At 54.3% G+C, this 16,793-nt stretch carries 16 protein-coding genes; all 16 read right to left on the bottom strand.

Translation table 11 applies throughout. The features are described from left to right. Window positions 1-176, bottom strand: a 176-nt coding sequence (locus KGZ93_07010) for a YggT family protein (GenBank protein ID MBS3909362.1), incomplete at its 3' end; no start/stop codon positions are given. Between the two features lie 16 nt (window positions 177-192). Further along, a complete protein-coding gene (proC, locus tag KGZ93_07005) occupies window positions 193-1,002 on the bottom strand; it encodes a pyrroline-5-carboxylate reductase (protein MBS3909361.1) in 810 nt (269 codons plus the stop codon). A 12-nt stretch (window positions 1,003-1,014) separates the two neighbouring features. After that, window positions 1,015-1,509, bottom strand: a complete 495-nt coding sequence (gene sepF / locus KGZ93_07000) for a cell division protein SepF (protein ID MBS3909360.1) — start codon at window positions 1,507-1,509, stop codon at window positions 1,015-1,017. Between the two features lie 16 nt (window positions 1,510-1,525). Beyond that, window positions 1,526-2,212, bottom strand: coding sequence for a YggS family pyridoxal phosphate-dependent enzyme (locus tag KGZ93_06995; protein MBS3909359.1), 687 nt, complete (start codon window positions 2,210-2,212; stop codon window positions 1,526-1,528). Window positions 2,213-2,411: 199 nt separating this feature from the next. Then, complete coding sequence (phoU, locus tag KGZ93_06990) at window positions 2,412-3,074, bottom strand: phosphate signaling complex protein PhoU (GenBank protein MBS3909358.1); 663 nt, start codon at window positions 3,072-3,074, stop codon at window positions 2,412-2,414. Between the two features lie 136 nt (window positions 3,075-3,210). Beyond that, a complete protein-coding gene (gene pgeF / locus KGZ93_06985; GenBank protein MBS3909357.1) occupies window positions 3,211-4,068 on the bottom strand; it encodes a peptidoglycan editing factor PgeF in 858 nt (285 codons plus the stop codon). Window positions 4,069-4,229: 161 nt separating this feature from the next. Beyond that, a complete protein-coding gene (gene ftsZ, locus KGZ93_06980; GenBank protein MBS3909356.1) occupies window positions 4,230-5,285 on the bottom strand; it encodes a cell division protein FtsZ in 1,056 nt (351 codons plus the stop codon). Between the two features lie 394 nt (window positions 5,286-5,679). Then, the gene (locus KGZ93_06975; GenBank protein MBS3909355.1) at window positions 5,680-6,471 is read right to left on the bottom strand and encodes an FtsQ-type POTRA domain-containing protein; all 792 of its coding nucleotides are present in this window, start codon (window positions 6,469-6,471) and stop codon (window positions 5,680-5,682) included. Window positions 6,472-6,539: 68 nt separating this feature from the next. Beyond that, complete coding sequence (murB, locus tag KGZ93_06970; protein MBS3909354.1) at window positions 6,540-7,451, bottom strand: UDP-N-acetylmuramate dehydrogenase; 912 nt, start codon at window positions 7,449-7,451, stop codon at window positions 6,540-6,542. Next, window positions 7,448-8,869, bottom strand: coding sequence for a UDP-N-acetylmuramate--L-alanine ligase (locus KGZ93_06965; GenBank protein MBS3909353.1), 1,422 nt, complete (start codon window positions 8,867-8,869; stop codon window positions 7,448-7,450). The genes murB and KGZ93_06965 overlap by 4 nt, the downstream gene beginning before the upstream one ends. 50 nt (window positions 8,870-8,919) lie before the next feature. After that, entirely contained in the window at window positions 8,920-10,047 is a 1,128-nt protein-coding gene (murG, locus tag KGZ93_06960) for an undecaprenyldiphospho-muramoylpentapeptide beta-N-acetylglucosaminyltransferase (GenBank protein ID MBS3909352.1), read from the bottom strand. Continuing rightward, entirely contained in the window at window positions 9,953-11,422 is a 1,470-nt protein-coding gene (gene ftsW, locus KGZ93_06955) for a putative lipid II flippase FtsW (GenBank protein ID MBS3909351.1), read from the bottom strand. Before ftsW ends, murG begins: the two co-directional genes overlap by 95 nt. Next, window positions 11,403-12,767, bottom strand: a complete 1,365-nt coding sequence (gene murD / locus KGZ93_06950) for a UDP-N-acetylmuramoyl-L-alanine--D-glutamate ligase (protein ID MBS3909350.1) — start codon at window positions 12,765-12,767, stop codon at window positions 11,403-11,405. Before murD ends, ftsW begins: the two co-directional genes overlap by 20 nt. Beyond that, the gene (gene mraY, locus KGZ93_06945; GenBank protein MBS3909349.1) at window positions 12,767-13,813 is read right to left on the bottom strand and encodes a phospho-N-acetylmuramoyl-pentapeptide-transferase; all 1,047 of its coding nucleotides are present in this window, start codon (window positions 13,811-13,813) and stop codon (window positions 12,767-12,769) included. Before mraY ends, murD begins: the two co-directional genes overlap by 1 nt. Before the next feature lie 53 nt (window positions 13,814-13,866). After that, window positions 13,867-15,291 (bottom strand): UDP-N-acetylmuramoyl-tripeptide--D-alanyl-D-alanine ligase, encoded by a 1,425-nt coding sequence (murF, locus tag KGZ93_06940; protein MBS3909348.1) that lies wholly within the window; start codon window positions 15,289-15,291, stop codon window positions 13,867-13,869. Further along, a complete protein-coding gene (locus KGZ93_06935; protein MBS3909347.1) occupies window positions 15,288-16,763 on the bottom strand; it encodes a UDP-N-acetylmuramoyl-L-alanyl-D-glutamate--2,6-diaminopimelate ligase in 1,476 nt (491 codons plus the stop codon). Before KGZ93_06935 ends, murF begins: the two co-directional genes overlap by 4 nt. Window positions 16,764-16,793: the final 30 nt, after the last annotated feature.

The raw sequence follows: 16,793 nt of genomic DNA, 5'->3' as shown, positions 1-16,793 counted from the left end.
ATTATATTTCTTACGAGCCGTAAAATCGGCTCGGTGATGTCATAGACAAAGTTCAATATCGGCCTGGTGATATTATTGACCGGTATCGGTATAAACGACAGAACCACTCGAACAAGTATAAATATATACAATAAGCGAAAGACAACATCGACCACTTGATAGATATTAAACGGCACCTGGACACTCCTCCGATTATGCTAAGTCCTGAGCTCTTTTTATCGCTGCCCCTATGGCCCCTTGAATCATTGTGTCAAATCCGAATTCTTCAAAAACCTTGAGCGCGGCCTCCGTCGTACCCCCTGGTGAAGTCACCGCTTCGCGCAGCTCCCCCGGTTCGTCGCCGGTGCTTTGGAGCAGTGCGAGCGAACCCGCCATCGTCTGCACGACCAACTTCTTGGCGACCTCCGCATCGAGTCCCGCGTCCGAAGCCGCTCTAATCAGCGACTCTATCATCAAAAAGAAATACGCGGGCCCGGACCCGCTCACCGCCGTCGCCTCGTTCTGCAGGTCCTCCGGAAGCTCTACAGCCTCACCCACAGATGAAAAAAGCTCTAACGCAATAGAGACGTCCTCGTCTCTAGCATACGCCCCCCTGCTCGCCACCGACATCGCTTTTCCCACAAGCGCCGGGGTGTTCGGCATAACACGAATAACCGGTAAATTCTTCTGGGCCAAGTTCGCTATTTTTTCGGTCCCGGCGCCGGCGACAATAGAAATAACGAGCGAGTCTTCTCGAAAGCTTTCCTTTGCCGCGGCCAGAACTTCGCGCATTTGCCCCGGTTTTACCGCCAGCAAAACTATATCGCCACGGGCTATCGCCTCGTTATTGCTTTGCGTTATCCCCACATTAAATCTGTCTCTAAGGGCCTCTAGACGACCTGTATCGACATCGCTCAGAACGACATCGCTTGCCTTTACGACGCCCGCTCCGAGAAAGCCTCCCAGAAGAGCCTCCCCCATTTTGCCTGCTCCGATAATCGCAAGAACCTTACCTTGAAGCAACGGCCGCTCCTCCTAGAACTGGTTGAAAAATCCCTTTTCCAACAAACGCCTTCTCTCTTCCGCCGATACGTCTACGTTGTTGGGTGTGAGCAGAAATACCCGGTCAGCGACTTTCTGCATACCCCCGTCGAGAGCGTAGGTCAAACCGCTGGCAAAATCGATCAATCTCTTCGAAAGATCCGCGTCACTTAGTTGAAGATTTATTATCACGGGGATGTTTTCTTTATACTTGTCGGCGATTTGCTGGCAATCGTTGAAGTTTCTCGGCTCGACGATGTGCACCCTAACCTGGGGCGGCTGCGGCACTGAATGGATAGACGCTGTTTTCCTTGCCCTATCCAAATCCGGGTAGCGCGTTATCTTTCGAACTGTGCGCACCTCATCGAAGTCATCGTCGTAATCTCTGTCGTCCGTCAGGTCTTCATAGGTGTGCTCATATGGCTCTTCTTCGACCAACGTAAAATACTTTCGTATCTTTCCCGCAAAGCTCTCACGCTTTTCGTGCATGATCTCTCCTCCTAAGCTAAATAAAAATCGCTGTTCCGATTCTAACCATATTAGATCCTTCTTCTATTGCTACTTCAAAGTCATTGCTCATGCCCATCGAAAGATACTCCATCTCAATATTCCGTTCTTGCCTGCTAGATATACTGTCGTATAATTTTTTCAATTTTGCAAAGTGCGGCCTCGTCAACTCCGCATCGTCTTCCAACGGCGCCATCGTCATCAGACCTTTGACGCGAACATTGCCTAACAGAACCAACTCATCGAGCGCCTCGGCGACCTCATCGGGCGCGAACCCGTGCTTGGTCGCTTCCCCCGAAACGTTGACTTCCAACAAAACATCCTGCACTTTATTTATTCTCTTGGCGCCGGCGCTTATCTCTCTTGCGAGAGCCATACTGTCTACAGATTGTATCAGGTATACAAAAGGGATGATATACCTTACTTTATTTCTTTGCAAATGCCCGATGAAATGCCAGTTGATACGCCCTTCCAGCTCCCCATTCTTCGAAACAAGCTCTTGCGACCGATTCTCACCTAGGTCTACAATCCCTGCTTGCAGAAGCTGCATGATGGCCTCTACCGGCTGATTCTTCGTCACAGCCACCAAAGACACATCATCGGCACTCCTGCCGCTCCGAATCGCCGCTCTTTCGATTTTCTCTCTTATTATCCGGATATTTTCATAAACCTGCATCCGAAACATCTTCGATGCCAATCGGTCTTGTTCCTTTAAATTTCCAAAATATCGACCAAAGTTTCAAAATATTCAGGGCGCGTAAAGCTCAATTAATGTCTTAGCAATCGAACGGGTTCTAATATAGATTCGCAAATTAATAATCCCGCAACATCGCGGCCGCAGGATTTTAATAAAGTCTCGATGTTATTAAATTGTGAACAAGCAATTAATACGAAGGATTGCTCCCGTCGTGAATCTCACCGGTGACGAGATAGGCGATTCTGTAGCCGATATCTACGCAATGGTCGGCCACACGCTCTAGATAACGGCTCGCCAAAAGAACGTTGCCAATCCACTCCATCGACTCGTGGTCCTTATATTGACCTATTTTTTCGAAGATCTTTCTATGCATATGGTCGATAGGGTCGTCCATCTCGGGAAGCTTCGCCGCTAGCGCCAAGTCTTTTTCATGGAACGCTTTCAGGCATGCATCGACGATGACGAGTGTCTCGCGACCCATCTCGTCGAGATGTTCAGTCAGCTCTTTTACCGGCTCCACGGGACAAAAACGCTTAGCGCCCTTGGCCATATTGACCGAAAGGTCCGCCATCCTCTCCAGGTGAAGAGCGATAAACAAGACCGACCAGCAAAGCCTCAAATCGCGCGCCACAGGGGCTTGTCGTGCGACTATAGCCATTGCTTGCTCTTCAATCTCGTGATTGAGCCGGTCTATCTCATCGTCGAGCGCTATGACCTCATCGGCCAGCTCCACATCACAATCGACGACCACCCTGACCGCGTTCTCTATCGCTTGCCGTGTCGCCTTCCCCATTCTTGCCACGACCTCTTCGAGGTCGTGCAACTCCTCATGGAAACTCTTCCTGGGCATACTATCCCCTCCTTTCCGATAAATAAATCGAGACATATACAATCAATCATACAAGAACAAATAATCAAAATGTCATGATAATAGTATTATTTTCGGTTTTTTTTCAAGATTGTTAAGGTAAATCGTTCGTATGGCCTCAATCTATGCGAGGAAAGACCGCCGCGACGGCCGCCTGGCGGCCGGTCACACATCCATCGCCCCTATAGGAAAAGAACAAGTCGGTCCTACAAGAAGTGCAACTATCTTCGCAAGTAAATATTTTCGCCGGGCCAACGCCGGCTTCCTCTAATCGATAACAGACTAGCGCAGGCAAGTCCAATTTGCCCCCATTGAACCAGCGCTCCTTGTCCGAAAATTTTTCCGCAAACTTCTTTATAAGGTCTTCGCCGACCCGATAACAGCAGCCGCCGATCGACGGACCGATAAAGGCCGTCAAGTCGGCGGGCTCGACCGCCCGGTCTTCGACCATTCTATTGATTGTGTTCTCCACTATGCCGGCGTAGACTCCCCGCCATCCGGCGTGCGCCGCGCCGATTACGCGACGCCGGGGCTCCACAATGACAACGGGGACGCAATCCGCGAAAAAAAGGGTTAACGGTACGGCTTCGAGATTTGTGACGAGCGCATCGACCCCGCGGACGGCTTCTTTTAACGAGACCGCTCCGGAGCCCGCGATAGACTCATCGACAACGGCCACCCCGCCTCCGTGTACCTGCTCGGCACAGGTCATCAGCGCGGGGTCTAATCCAAGCAAGGCGCGGAGCGCTTCTCTGTTTTGAATAACCGCCGCGTCGTTGTCGCCTACATGGAGCGCCAAATTGAGCGAGTCGTAAGGCGCCCGACTCGCTCCGCCTTCCCGCGTGGTGAAAGCGACGAGAATCCCGCGCTCTTCACGGAGCGCTTTCGATATATATAAACCGGTTCCGTCGACAACCTCAAGCGTCAACCCGTAGTCCGAATAGTCGTCGTTGTTGTCGTCTCTAGGGTTTCCCATAACTTACACCTTCAGGAGATCGGCCGTCCGTGAAATATTCGATATTCTTAAAAGCGGTCATACGGCATCCGCTCTGCCTCTACTTGAAATCCGCTTAATAAAAAACCGCCTGCGTCAGCGGGCGGTCTCAAATTCTATTTCTTGAATCTCGCTAGCGCGCTCTATTTTTTGCGCAAGAATGTCGGTATGTCGAGGTCTTCGGTGTCGAACGTCGGCATCGAAGACTGCTCATCCATGGATTTCGGGATAAATTCGAGTTTCTCGTGCTTCCTGATATCAAAGCCCGTCGCTATAACGGTCACTCTTACCTCATCGCCGAGCGTATCGTCTATGACCGCGCCGAAAATAATGTTCGCTTCGGGGTGGGCCGCGTTGGCTATGACTTCCGCCGCTTCGTTGACCTCGAAGAGACCCAGGTCCGAGCCGCCCGATATATTGAGCAGAACACCCTGCGCGCCTTCGATGGACGCTTCGAGCAGCGGGCTCGAAATAGCCGCTCTCGCCGATTCGACGGCCCTGTTGTCGCCGCTCGACACTCCGATGCCCATAAGCGCCGAACCCGCATTGGTCATAATCGTTCTGACATCCGCGAAGTCGAGGTTTATGAGGCCCGGGACTGTAATCAAATCGGTGATGCCCTGCACGCCTTGCCTGAGGACATCGTCCGCTAGTCTGAAGGCCTCTATAATCGAGGTCTTTTTCTCGGCGACATGCAAAAGCCTGTCGTTAGGAATAATTATAAGGGTGTCGACTGTCTCTCGCAGGCGCATGATTCCTTCGTCCGCCTGCATCGAGCGCTTCCTGCCCTCGAAGCTGAACGGCCGTGTTACGACACCGACGGTCAGCGCCCCGATTTCCTTCGCTATACCCGCTATTACCGGAGCCGCTCCCGTTCCCGTACCGCCGCCTTTTCCGGCGGTGACAAAAACCATATCCGACCCCTGGAGCGCCTCTTTAATATCTTCACGGCTCTCTTCGGCCGCCTGGTAACCGACTCCGGGATCCGCACCCGCGCCTAAACCCTTCGTGAGGTTTGCCCCTATGTGAACCTTATAATCGGCGTCGGACATCAACAACGCCTGGGCATCGGTGTTGCAGGCGATAAACTCAACGCCGCGAAGCCCGGCTTCAATCATCCGGTTCACCGCGTTAGTGCCGCCGCCCCCTACTCCGACTACTTTTATCACAGCCAGGTAATTGGCGCCCGCGTCCAACATCATAATGTCCCCCCTGTTAGCCTGTTAATGCCTCTACTATTACTTGATGGTTTACTGTGTATACCTCTGGTGCAGATACAGTGCCAGGTGCTCTAAACCTTGGGACTAACCTTACCCTATTCAATACTCAAATGCAACTATCTTTTTTATTTTGGCGGACCTAGAAATATTAACCATACACCTTTAGATTTGAGCAAACTATGTAATCTACCAGGAACTACGCTATATCACAGCAAGTGCGCCACCAGGCCGGCGCACTTTGACCTCCGCTAAAATCGCAGATAAAGCGCTTGCTTAAAATTTTGGATGTTTTCAACGGCACGCCCGTTGAATTCCAGGTAGAATTTCGCATCAAAAACGGTTCGAGATTTGGGCTCGACACCATAGCGCCGGTTTACGGCACCGAATCGATCCGTTTTATGACCGGGTCCGATTTAGGGTAATTGCGGATATCTATCTGAATCACTTGTTTCCCTTGTTTGCCGATGATCGTGTCGAGAATCTTGTGCTTATCCCCGGCGTTCTCGGCACGGCCAAAGAGTATCTCGACATTGTCTTTGTTATACAAGGTCAGCTTGTCGATTGACGACGCCGAAACAAGATTAATCGATCTTTGAAAAGCCGGGCTCATTTCTTTCAGGCAGTTCATGGCGTTTTCCAGAGACCCGTTCAAGAGGTGCCGCCCGACCTTTATTTTGCCGACGGGTAAATCGGTGATAATGGGAACGTTTATGCCTTCGGCATACCGGCGCTCCGCTATTATAAACAACTCCTCGTCGACGAGAAAGAACTTTCCGGTGTGAGATATAAGCGCTTTCGGCACACGCTCATCTATGACTATCTTGAGCGTGCTCGGCCAAGCCCGTTTTACGACTACGCTCTTTACCCACGGGTCTTTCTCGATTTTGACCGCCAGCTTGCCTGTAGGCACACTCAACAAATTAGTATTCTCGCTTACCCCGCTCGTCTCGACGATTTTCACGGGCGAGACATATTTATTGCCGGAGATATCCACGCTTTTAACATCGAATACACCGGACCTAAAGAGTTGCGCCGTGCCCAGAACGACGGCGACGGCGACCGATGCGATTACCAGTATCTGTTTTCTCCTGGTGCGCCTGATGTCTACGAGCTTCCGCTGTCTCTCCTCCGCTTTAGCGCGCGCAAGATTTCTTCCTTCGACCATTACTACCACCCGTCTATAATATTACTGCAATTCATTGCCGTTACAACCAGAACGGATTTTAATACTTGTCATATCTCTTCGAATTCTCCAAGAAACTCTATCTCCGGCTCGAGATGGACCCCCGTATGCTCGAAGACCCTTATCTGAACCGCTTTTATCAGCGAGTATATGTCCGATGCCCGAGCCGAGCCGCGATTAATAATAAAGTTCGCGTGCTTCTCTGAGACTTCGGCGTCACCGCTGCGCATCCCTTTACACCCGGCTTTTTCTATCAACAAGCCCGCCGGCGTTCTCTTGGGGTTTCTAAAGACACTGCCCGCGTTGGGAAATTGTAGCGGCTGGTTGCTCTTTCTTTGGTCAAACCACTCCTCCATCCGGCGCTTTATTATTTCAGGCTCGCCGGGAGTCAGCGCGAGCGTGGCTTCGACTATGATATCGTCTTTGTCGAAATTACCGTTGCGATACTCGAAACAAAGGTCGCGAACTCCCAAGACTCTGAATTCGCAAGCTTTCGTAAAAACCATTACGCTACTGATGACATCACCGATACAGTGCTCGTGCGCGCCCGCGTTCATTACCAGCGCGCCCCCGAGGCTGCCGGGAATTCCCACGGCAAACGTCATGCCGTCGAGCGCATGCTTAGACGCCGTCTGCACCAGCAACGGCAGCGAAACCGCGGCGCCGGCCTGAATCTTATTGCCGTCGACTCGCTTGAGCATGAAATCTTTTCCGAGACGCACCACGATTCCCTGGAAGCCGGCATCCGATACGAGAAGGTTCGAGCCCTTGCCGATGACAAAGAGGGGCAAACCCCATTCGTTAGCCGAATACAGGACCGCCCTTAATTGGTCGAACGAGTCCGCCACAGCAAAAAGCGCGGCGGGTCCGCCGGCCCGGATGCTCGTCTCCTTGGCAAGAATCTTGTTCTTGACGACGTTGTCGCCCAAGACTTGTCGGAGTGAATAATAAGCCCTGTTCAAATAGTGAGCGCCCACGTGCAACCATTCCTTGAGTACAGGCTAAGCAAATCCTCGCCTATGGTCGATATGTCTCCGGCCCCCATCGTCAGCACGAGGTCGCCTTCTTTCACGTTCGCCCGCAAATACTTGGGTATCTCCGCCTTATTCGGCAGGTAGACCACATTCTTTCTCGGGTCTTGCGCGAGCAACGCATCGACTATCGATTTCCCGGACACGCCTGGTATCGGCTCTTCGCCCGCCGAATATACATCCGTCAGCACAATCATGTCGGCATCCGAAAACGAAGCGCCGAAATCCTTGCCGAGAAATTTCGTCCTGGAATACCTGTGGGGCTGGAAAATGCAGATAAGACGCTTCCATTCTCCGCTCTTCGCGGCGCTCAGGGTCGCCTTGACTTCGGTCGGATGGTGGGCATAGTCATCGAAGAGGACAAAGTCCGGCGTCGTTCCGATGAGCTGAAAACGGCGCTTAACGCCACAAAACTGCTTAAGGGCACCGAGCGCTCCGCCTAAATCCAAACCGAACTCGACGCTGATAGCGATTGTGGCGAGAGAATTACATATATTGTGCATGCCCGGGACGTTCAACTCGACCTTCGCGACATACTCTCCGCGAATGTAGAGGTCGTACGCGCACCCGAGCCTCATTTCGCCGACGTTACGCGCCGTGAAATCATAGTCCGCTACGGTGGCGCCGTCATCTAAATCCACGCCGTAAGTGATGAACCTCTTGTCCGAGCGCGCCATGAGACGTTTGACGCCCGCGTCATCGCCGCAACAGACGACAAAACCGTCTTGCGGCAACAGCTCGACAAAATCGTAGAAAACATCGTCTATCTCTTCGAGCGACGCGTAGTAATCGAGGTGGTCCGCTTCGATGTTGGTTATTATAATCGCTTCCGGCCGTAGAAAAAGGAGCGACCCGTCGCTCTCATCGGCCTCGGTTATAAAAAACTCTCCGCTGCCGTACTTGGCGTTGCTCCCGATATCATTGAGTTCGCCGCCTATCAGAAACGTCGGGTTTTGGTTTGTCTTATCGAAGGTCGCGGAGATCATCGAGGTAGTCGTAGTCTTGCCGTGCGTACCGGCCACCGCGATGCTTCGTTTATCTCTTCCGAGCCGGGCAAGCATCTCGGCTCGACGAATCACCTTTAGGCCCCGCTCGCGCGCTGCCCTAAGCTCAGGGTTTACTTCAGGTATAGCTGTTGAGACAACGACCACATCCGGCGTACCCATCGCCGCGGAATCGTGTCCTATCGATATCTCCGCGCCCGCCTCACGCAACGCCTTCGTGTAGCGGGATTCTTTCAAGTCCGACCCGCCGACCTGAAAACCCTTCTCGAGCAGCACCTTTGCGATACCACTCATGCCCGCGCCGCCGATCCCTATGAAATGGAAATGTTTTGTCTTTTCAACCATTGCTTCTCCCCTATTGCTTTGCGTTCCGCATCCAAACTTTGTTGTAAACTTCAGACCTTCGCGGGTAAGTTCGCCTCACCGATCTCAAAGACGAGGGCCGCCAGGTTCTCATCCGCATCCGGTTTTCCGAACGCGAGCGACGCTTCTCTCATGGCGCGCAAGCGCCCTTCATCCGATATGAGCGAGTCGACCATTTCACGTAATGCGTCGCCCGACAGTTCCCTATCCAATATGACCTCGGCCGCGCCTGTATCTTTAAGGCTTCGGGCATTTTTTTCCTGGTGATTGTCGGTCGCGTATGGATATGGGATAAGTATCGCCGGCAAACCTTTCGCCGATATCTCGGCAATCGTAGTCGCTCCCGACCGGCAGACTAAAAGATCGGAACCGGCGTAAGCGACACTCATGTCGTCGATATACGGGAGAGCGTCGTAACGGAGGCTATCGTCCCCTCTTCGCATATCCTCAATCGCTCTCTTTACCAGTTCAAAGTTTATCTTACCCGTAGCATGGACTATCTGCAAGCCGTCGTTATGGCGCCACGTATCATACGCCTCGACCACCGCTTCGTTTATCTTCCGCGCCCCCCTGCTGCCGCCAAAGACCAACAGGGTCTTACGTTTTTCGTCGAGCCCAAACGCTTTTACGGCGGCTTCGCGGTGAGCGTCTAGTATCTCCCGGCGAATAGGGTTGCCGGTGACTTCGACGCGCTTGCCGCGAGGAAAGAATTCCGCCATATCCGGATAGGAGACGGCTACGGCGCTCGCCACCCGCCCGAGAACCCGGTTTACAAGCCCGGGTACCGCGTTTTGCTCATGGACGACGGTTGGAATATGGAGCAATACCGCCGCGCCAACGACCGGCAGGCTAACATACGCGCCCATTCCGATGACGATATCGGGCTTGAAATGCCGCAGAAGGTTCACAGCCTCTATCGTTCCCTTGCCGGCTGAAAGAAAAGTACCGAACGCCTTAAACGACGGCTTTCGGGGTAAGCCTTTTGCCTCGATGGCTTTGAAGCCATGTCCGGCTTGCGGAACCAAAGTCGCCTCTAAACCCGCACTGGTGCCGACAAACAAAATATCAAGGTCTTTTTTTGCTCTTTGTAGTGCCGCGGCTAGAGCCAGACCCGGATACACGTGTCCCGCTGTCCCGCCGCCGCTTATTATCACTCGCATTCGTTCTAGGTCTCCCTGTCGCATTACTTGCGCTACTGCTTGAACGCTTCTTTGCACTGGTTTTACGCTTTTTACTCGCGGCTTTGGCGGAGGTGGGGCTCTTCGCGTCTTTTATCGATACCACATGCGAGGACGCCGCGACGGGCTTCTTCCGCGAGGCGCTCTTCTTCGTCTTTCTCGAGCGTGACGTGGTCTTGCGTTCCGCCGCGTCCTCACGGGAGCCGTCGAATAAACGCACCCTTGACCTCCGACGCCGCGAGGTTGACTCACGCTCGTTTTCGACAGCGATGCTTAAGAGTAACCCTACCGCCGCGAGGTTGACTATGAGCGAAGAACCACCGTAGCTTATGAACGGCATCGGTATGCCGGTTATGGGCAGAATCTGCGTTACCGTTCCCATATTCACCAAGGCTTGCAGCACTACCATAGAAGTAACACCCGTGCCCAACAATCGCCCGAAGCGACTGTTGCATTTGAGCGATATTCGCACGCCGTAATAGGCAAACGCGGCGAACAGAAGGATGGTTGCCAGTGTTCCGAGCAGCCCGACCTCCTCACCGATTATAGCGAAGATGAAATCGGTATGCGCCGCCGGAAGGTAGAAATACTTTTGCCTGCTCATCCCTAAGCCCACACCGAAAAGCCCGCCGGACCCAAACGCCAGCAGCGACTGCATTATCTGATAACCGGCTCCCAATGGGTCGGCCGAGGGGTCTAGAAAGGCTGAGATGCGCTTGAGGCGATAGGACGCGGAATATATAAGGTAGGTCGCACCGATTCCTCCCATCGTCACCAGCAACAAAAGGTACTTCAGGTTAAAACCGGCGACAAAGACGGTAGCCAGGAGCGCCAGGCAGATAGCTATGGTCGTCCCCATATCGGGCTGGAGCATAATAAGGGTCACCACTAATATTATTACTACCGCATATGAGTAGAACAGCTCTTTCAGGTTGTTAAGGTCTTTGCCGTACCGCGTAAAGACGTCCGCCGTTAATAAGATGACCGCGAGTTTAGCTATCTCTGAAGGCTGTATTTGAAACCCGCCAAACGAAAACCAGCTGCTCGCACCGCCGGCGGTCTTACCGATTCCCGGAATCAACACGGCGACCAGCATTATTAACGACAAGCCGACTGCGGGACGCGCGAGTCCCCGTATCGTCCGCAACGGGGTGCGGGACGCGACCATAAGTACCACGAAGCCTATCAACGCCGCCAGTGATTGCTTCTTGATATAGTAATAACTGTCACCGGTGCTCGCAAATGCGCGAATAGAACTCGCCGACAACACCATGACGAGCCCGAGCAAAATCATGACGAAGACTAATCCGAGCAACCTATGATAATCATGCCTGTCTTTAGTTCTTGCTCTCGCCATCGCTTACCCCAAGGCCCATAACGGCTTTCTTAAAGGCGTCCCCTCTTTGAGCGTAACCATTGAACGCGTCGAAACTCGCGCATGCCGGGGATAACAACACCACGTCGCCCGGGTGCGAAAGGGCCGCCGCGCGCACCACCGCGTCTTCGACCGTGGCCGCGTATTCCCGGCGGATATCTCCCGGCATCACCTCTAAGATATCGCGACCCGCCTCGCCAAAACCGACCGCGGCTTTGACGCCCAGACCCAAACTCCGGGCCAGCGGGACAAAACTGTTGCCTTTATTTCTGCCACCGACCAGAAGAACGAGCGGCTCCGTAAAGGCGGTCAGCGCCTTGACCGTCGCGTCGACATTGGTCGCTTTCGAATCGTTGTAATAAGAGACTCCATCGATTGTTCCCACAAACTCTACCCGGTGGCGCAGACCGGAGAACCCCGTCACGGTCTCGGCTATGACCCGCGGGTCTATGCCGGCGGCGTAACAGGCGGCCGCGACCGCCATGACGTTGTCGATATTGTGGCTGCCGCGAACCTTGAGTTCGCCGACGCCGCAGAGGTCGATTTCTTTATCGAGCCGCAAGACGATGCGCCCTCCGCTGACACAGACACCGCTCATAAGCTCAGCTTTGCTCGTGCCGATGACTCTCGCTTTTACCCGCGGCGCCAGTACTTTTACCCGCGGGTCGTCGAGATTTAGCACAGCGACGTCATCCGCCGTCTGGTTTAGAAAAATCCTGCTCTTGGCCCGCGCATAGTCGGCAAAATTCGGGTGCCGGTCGAGATGGTCCTCCGTAATGTTTAAAAGGACGGCGATTTTCGGTCTGAACTCGACGATTGTCTCGAGCTGAAAACTGCTCACCTCGACTATGAGTGTCTCGACGCCGCTATCGTCGGCAACCGACACAAGCGGTGTGCCGATATTGCCCCCGACCGCGGCTGAATGTCCCGCCGCGTCGAAAACCGCTCCTATGAGAGTCGTCGTCGTTGTCTTGCCGTTCGTTCCGGTGATGGCGATTATCGGTTTATCCGTAAGCCGGTAAGCCAGCTCGATCTCGCTCCAAACCGGCAGACCGAGATTTCCGGCCGCCGAAAGCAGGGGGACACGGCTCGGCACGCCGGGGCTGACGACGACGAGATCGACACCGGCGAGCAAGCTATCGTCCTGCGCCCCCAGCTCCGCATCGATGCCGCCCGCCCGCAACTCTTCGGCGAGCGCCGACATCTCATCCGCCGTCGACACATCCGACGCCAGAACGCTCGCTCCGAGACTTTTCAGTTTAAGTGCCGCCGCTTTTCCGCTACGCCCAAGCCCTATGACCAGCACCCGCTTATTAGATAAGTCCATTAGCCGCCCCCTGCCGCCATCATGAAGTAGACGCCAAACCCGATGCCCGAGAGAATCCCGGAGACTATCCAAAACCTCATCATGATCTGCGTCTCGGACCAACCGAGCATCTCGAAATGGTGATGGATGGGGGCCATCTTCAAGACCCTCACATTGAACAGGCGAAAACTTATCACTTGCGCGATAACGGAGAGGCCTTCGATCACATAAATACCTCCGATTAGAACGAGCAACAGCTCGGTCTCGGTCAGAATCGACATTATCGCGATAGCTCCGCCTAAACCCAGCGAACCGGTATCCCCCATAAAAATGCTCGCCGGATAGCTATTGAACCATAAAAATCCTATACACGCCCCCCCTGCCGCGGCACAGATTATGGCTAGGTCGAGCCTCCCCTGTTGGAAGGCGATACCCGCGAACGCGAGCATAGATATGGTTACGGTTCCGGCCGCCAGCCCGTCGAGTCCGTCGGTAAGATTGACCGTATTTGTCGTCGCCGCGATTATCAGATAAACAAACGCGACATATAAGAGCGGAATGATGACATCTATGCCGGCGAAGGCGATTTTAAAGGACGGTTGTCCCATAGGTATGACGATGTTGGTCAAGGGAACAGAGACGTCGGTATCGAGCCCGGCGAAATTGACGGCGAGCACACCGGCGACAACGGCGATTACAAGCTGCCAGAAAACCTTGGCTCGCGCTCTTAAGCCTAGCGACCTCGCCTTTACCACTTTACTGTAATCGTCGACAAATCCCAACAAACCGCAGGCAAGAATGGTAACAATCGCTACGACACCGCGCATCGTAGTCGTCGCTATCAGAGAATAAGTGACGGCGATGGTAAATAGGATGATAATCCCGCCCATAGTCGGAGTTCCCGACTTGGTCAGGTGTTTCTGGGGCCCGTCGATTCTGACGACTTGGCCCAAACCCTCCCTGCGCAACAGCTTTATCCAGATAGGCGTCAGCGCCGCCGTTATCATCAGCGCCATCACGGCCGTCATAAATATTTGGTATGTCGGATACCTAAAAAATGCGATCATCTCGACTGTTATCCTTGCTCAACTAAGAAAACGCTAGACGGCGCGCGGACGTTTTACGGATTCTGTGTTCTAGATTCTGCTTCATCATATGCTACCAGCGCTTCCACGATTTTTTCCAACCCCATTGCCCGCGACGCCTTTACAAGTACCGCGTCTCGCTCAACGCCCAGCTGCCCGAGTACTCGGGTGGCCGTATAAGCGTCCATACAGGCGATGACCGCCTTATTGCTCATGCCGGCCCTAACCGCCGACTCCGCAATAAGCCGGCCCTCAACTCCCACCGCTATCAAAATATCGACGCCGAGCACGGCTGCGATTTCACCTATCCGCCGATGCGCTTCCCTCGAAGTCGGCCCCAACTCCAGCATGTCGCCGAGGACCGCGATACGCCGTCCCTTCGTCTCGATATCCATCAAGGTCAAAAGGGCTGCCTCCATGGAAGCGGGATTCGCGTTATACGCGTCGTTTAATATCAACACATCCCGCTCGGTTGTGACTATTTCCATCCGCATCGCCGTCGGCTTGCACTCCGCCAACGCGAGCCTGATGCTGTCTACGCTCAACCCGAACTCGATGGCGACCGCGATTGCCGCGAGCGCGTTGTATACGTTGTGCTTGCCGGGTACGGCAAGACGTACACGATAACTCGAAGAGCCGCCGATTGTCAAGCTAAAAGCGGCCCTGCCCAGTTGGTCGACTTCGATACCGGATGCGCGCACGTCGCCGTCGGCAATGCCGTATGTGACCAACCGGGCCGATGTCCTATTCGAGATGCTCGTGCTCCACGCACAATCGGCGTTTAGCACCGCCGCGCCCGCGGGCGAGATTGCCTCGATAAGCTCGGCTTTCGCATGGGCTATTCTCTCTTGCGTACCGAGAAGCTCGATATGCGCCTGCCCGATATTCGTGACGACCCCGATGTTGGGCGCCGCGATATCGGCAAGCGCCTTAATTTGTCCAAGACCCCGCATGCCCATCTCTACGACCAGGGCCGACGTCTCTAAATCGGCTTTTAAAACGGTCAGCGGCACCCCAATCTCATTGTTGTAATTCTTGGTGGTGCTTACGACGTTCATCGATCTCGACAACACCGCGGTCAACATGTCTTTCGTGGTCGTCTTGCCTGTGCTGCCCGTCACGCCTATGACGGTCGCCGAAAGCTTCGCGCGACAATGCGCCGCTATCGCCTGGAGCGCCCGGAGCGTGTCGGCGACCTCGACCGCGAATTGCGCCCCGGCCGGCGGCTTCATGCCGCGCGATACCGCCCCGCTCTCAATCAAGAAGCCGGCGGCGCCGGCTCTTATCGCGTCCTCTATGTACGCATGACCATCGGTCGTCCCCTTAAGAGGTATAAAGAGGTCCCCGAAGACAACGGCTCGACTATCTATGCCGACGCCGCTCACCCCGGTGTCGAGCGACCCGTACAAAAGTACGCCGCCCGTGCATAATACTATCTCAGCCGCCTGTAGTCGTATCATCCTTGCAATCCCTCTAAATAACATCTAGCCACATCTCTATCGTCAAAGGGCATTATTTCTCCCTTGATCTCCTGGCCGCCCTCATGACCCTTGCCCGCTATTACCACGGTGTCACCGTTCCCCGCGCGGGCGATAGCCTCTTTGATCGCCAGTCTTCTGTCTTCGATGATATGATAGCCATTGCCGTTTAGCGGACGCACTCCCTCCGCGATCTCCTCTAAAATCTTCCCCGGTTCTTCATTTCGCGGATTATCCGATGTCAAGATTGCGTAATCACTCAATTGCGTCCCAATCCTGCCCATTAACGGCCGCTTTCCCCGGTCGCGATCGCCGCCGCAGCCAAAGACCGTTATAAGCCTTCCGGTTGTGATCTCTCGCGCCGCGAGTAGCGCCTTCTCGAGGCTATCGGGAGTATGCGCATAATCGACGATGACGCTAAAGCTCTGGCCGCAATCTATGCGTTCGAACCTCCCCGGCACCGCCGCCAACGCCTCCAGCCCGGCTTTGATGATATCGATTCCGATTCCCTGCGAATATGCGGCGCCGGCCGCGGCCAACGCATTTTGTATATTGAACATCCCCGGCAACCTGAGCGCTACCCTCGTCTGCGCGCCCGACACGTGAAGCTCGAATGTCGAGCCATCCGCCCTAGCGTCTATATCTGTTGCATAAACCTCTACCTTATCTTTATAGCTAAACCTTATGTGCGGCGGACCTGTCTCTTCGATTATGCGACGTCCGAAGTGGTCGTCGACATTGATGACGCGCGCGACGTCGCGGCCGGACGCCCTTTCGAATATACGGCGCTTGACCTTGAAGTACTCCTCCATGGTCCCATGGTAATCCAGATGGTCCCGGCTCAAATTCGTAAAGACAAGGGTGTCGAAATCACAGGCCTCGACCCGCGCAAGGTCTATAGCGTGAGACGATACCTCAATCGCCGCCGCCTCGACACCGGCGTCGACCATAGACGCGAAGAGCCGCTGTATGTCGAGTGATTCGGGCGTGGTTCGCTCGACCGCAAAGACTTCGTCGCCAATCCGATACTCGATGGTGCCGATGAGGCCCGTCTTGTATCCGGCCGACCTAAATATCGAATCTATCATATAGGTCGTCGTGGTCTTCCCATTGGTTCCGGTTACGCCGGCCAGCCTCATCTTGCGGGTAGGGTGCCCATAGAAAGCGCTCGCCGCCCGCGCCATCCCGACGCGCGTCTCCGCGACGACGACCTGCGTTAGCGAAAGGCCGGGCAAGCGCTCTTCGACCATGACCGCCGATGCCCCCGCCGCTTGCGCGCGCCCGGCAAACTCATGGCCGTCTGTATTGAATCCGCGAATACAGCAGAAAAGGTCGCCGCTGTTTACCCGGCGCGAATCATAGGCCAAGCCCGATATTTCAATACCGGGATCACCCTCGACCTTGGTCTCTTCGATTTCGGCAATAATATCTTTTAGTCGCACGCTCTCCTCCATAAACCATTATATAATATCAGGGCGCAAGAG

This window comes from Actinomycetota bacterium (assembly GCA_018333515.1).
In the GTDB taxonomy this organism is placed as follows: domain Bacteria; phylum Actinomycetota; class Aquicultoria; order Aquicultorales; family Aquicultoraceae; genus Aquicultor.
Note: the sequence above shows the minus strand (reverse complement) of the source record. Positions and strands in the feature narration are given on the sequence as shown.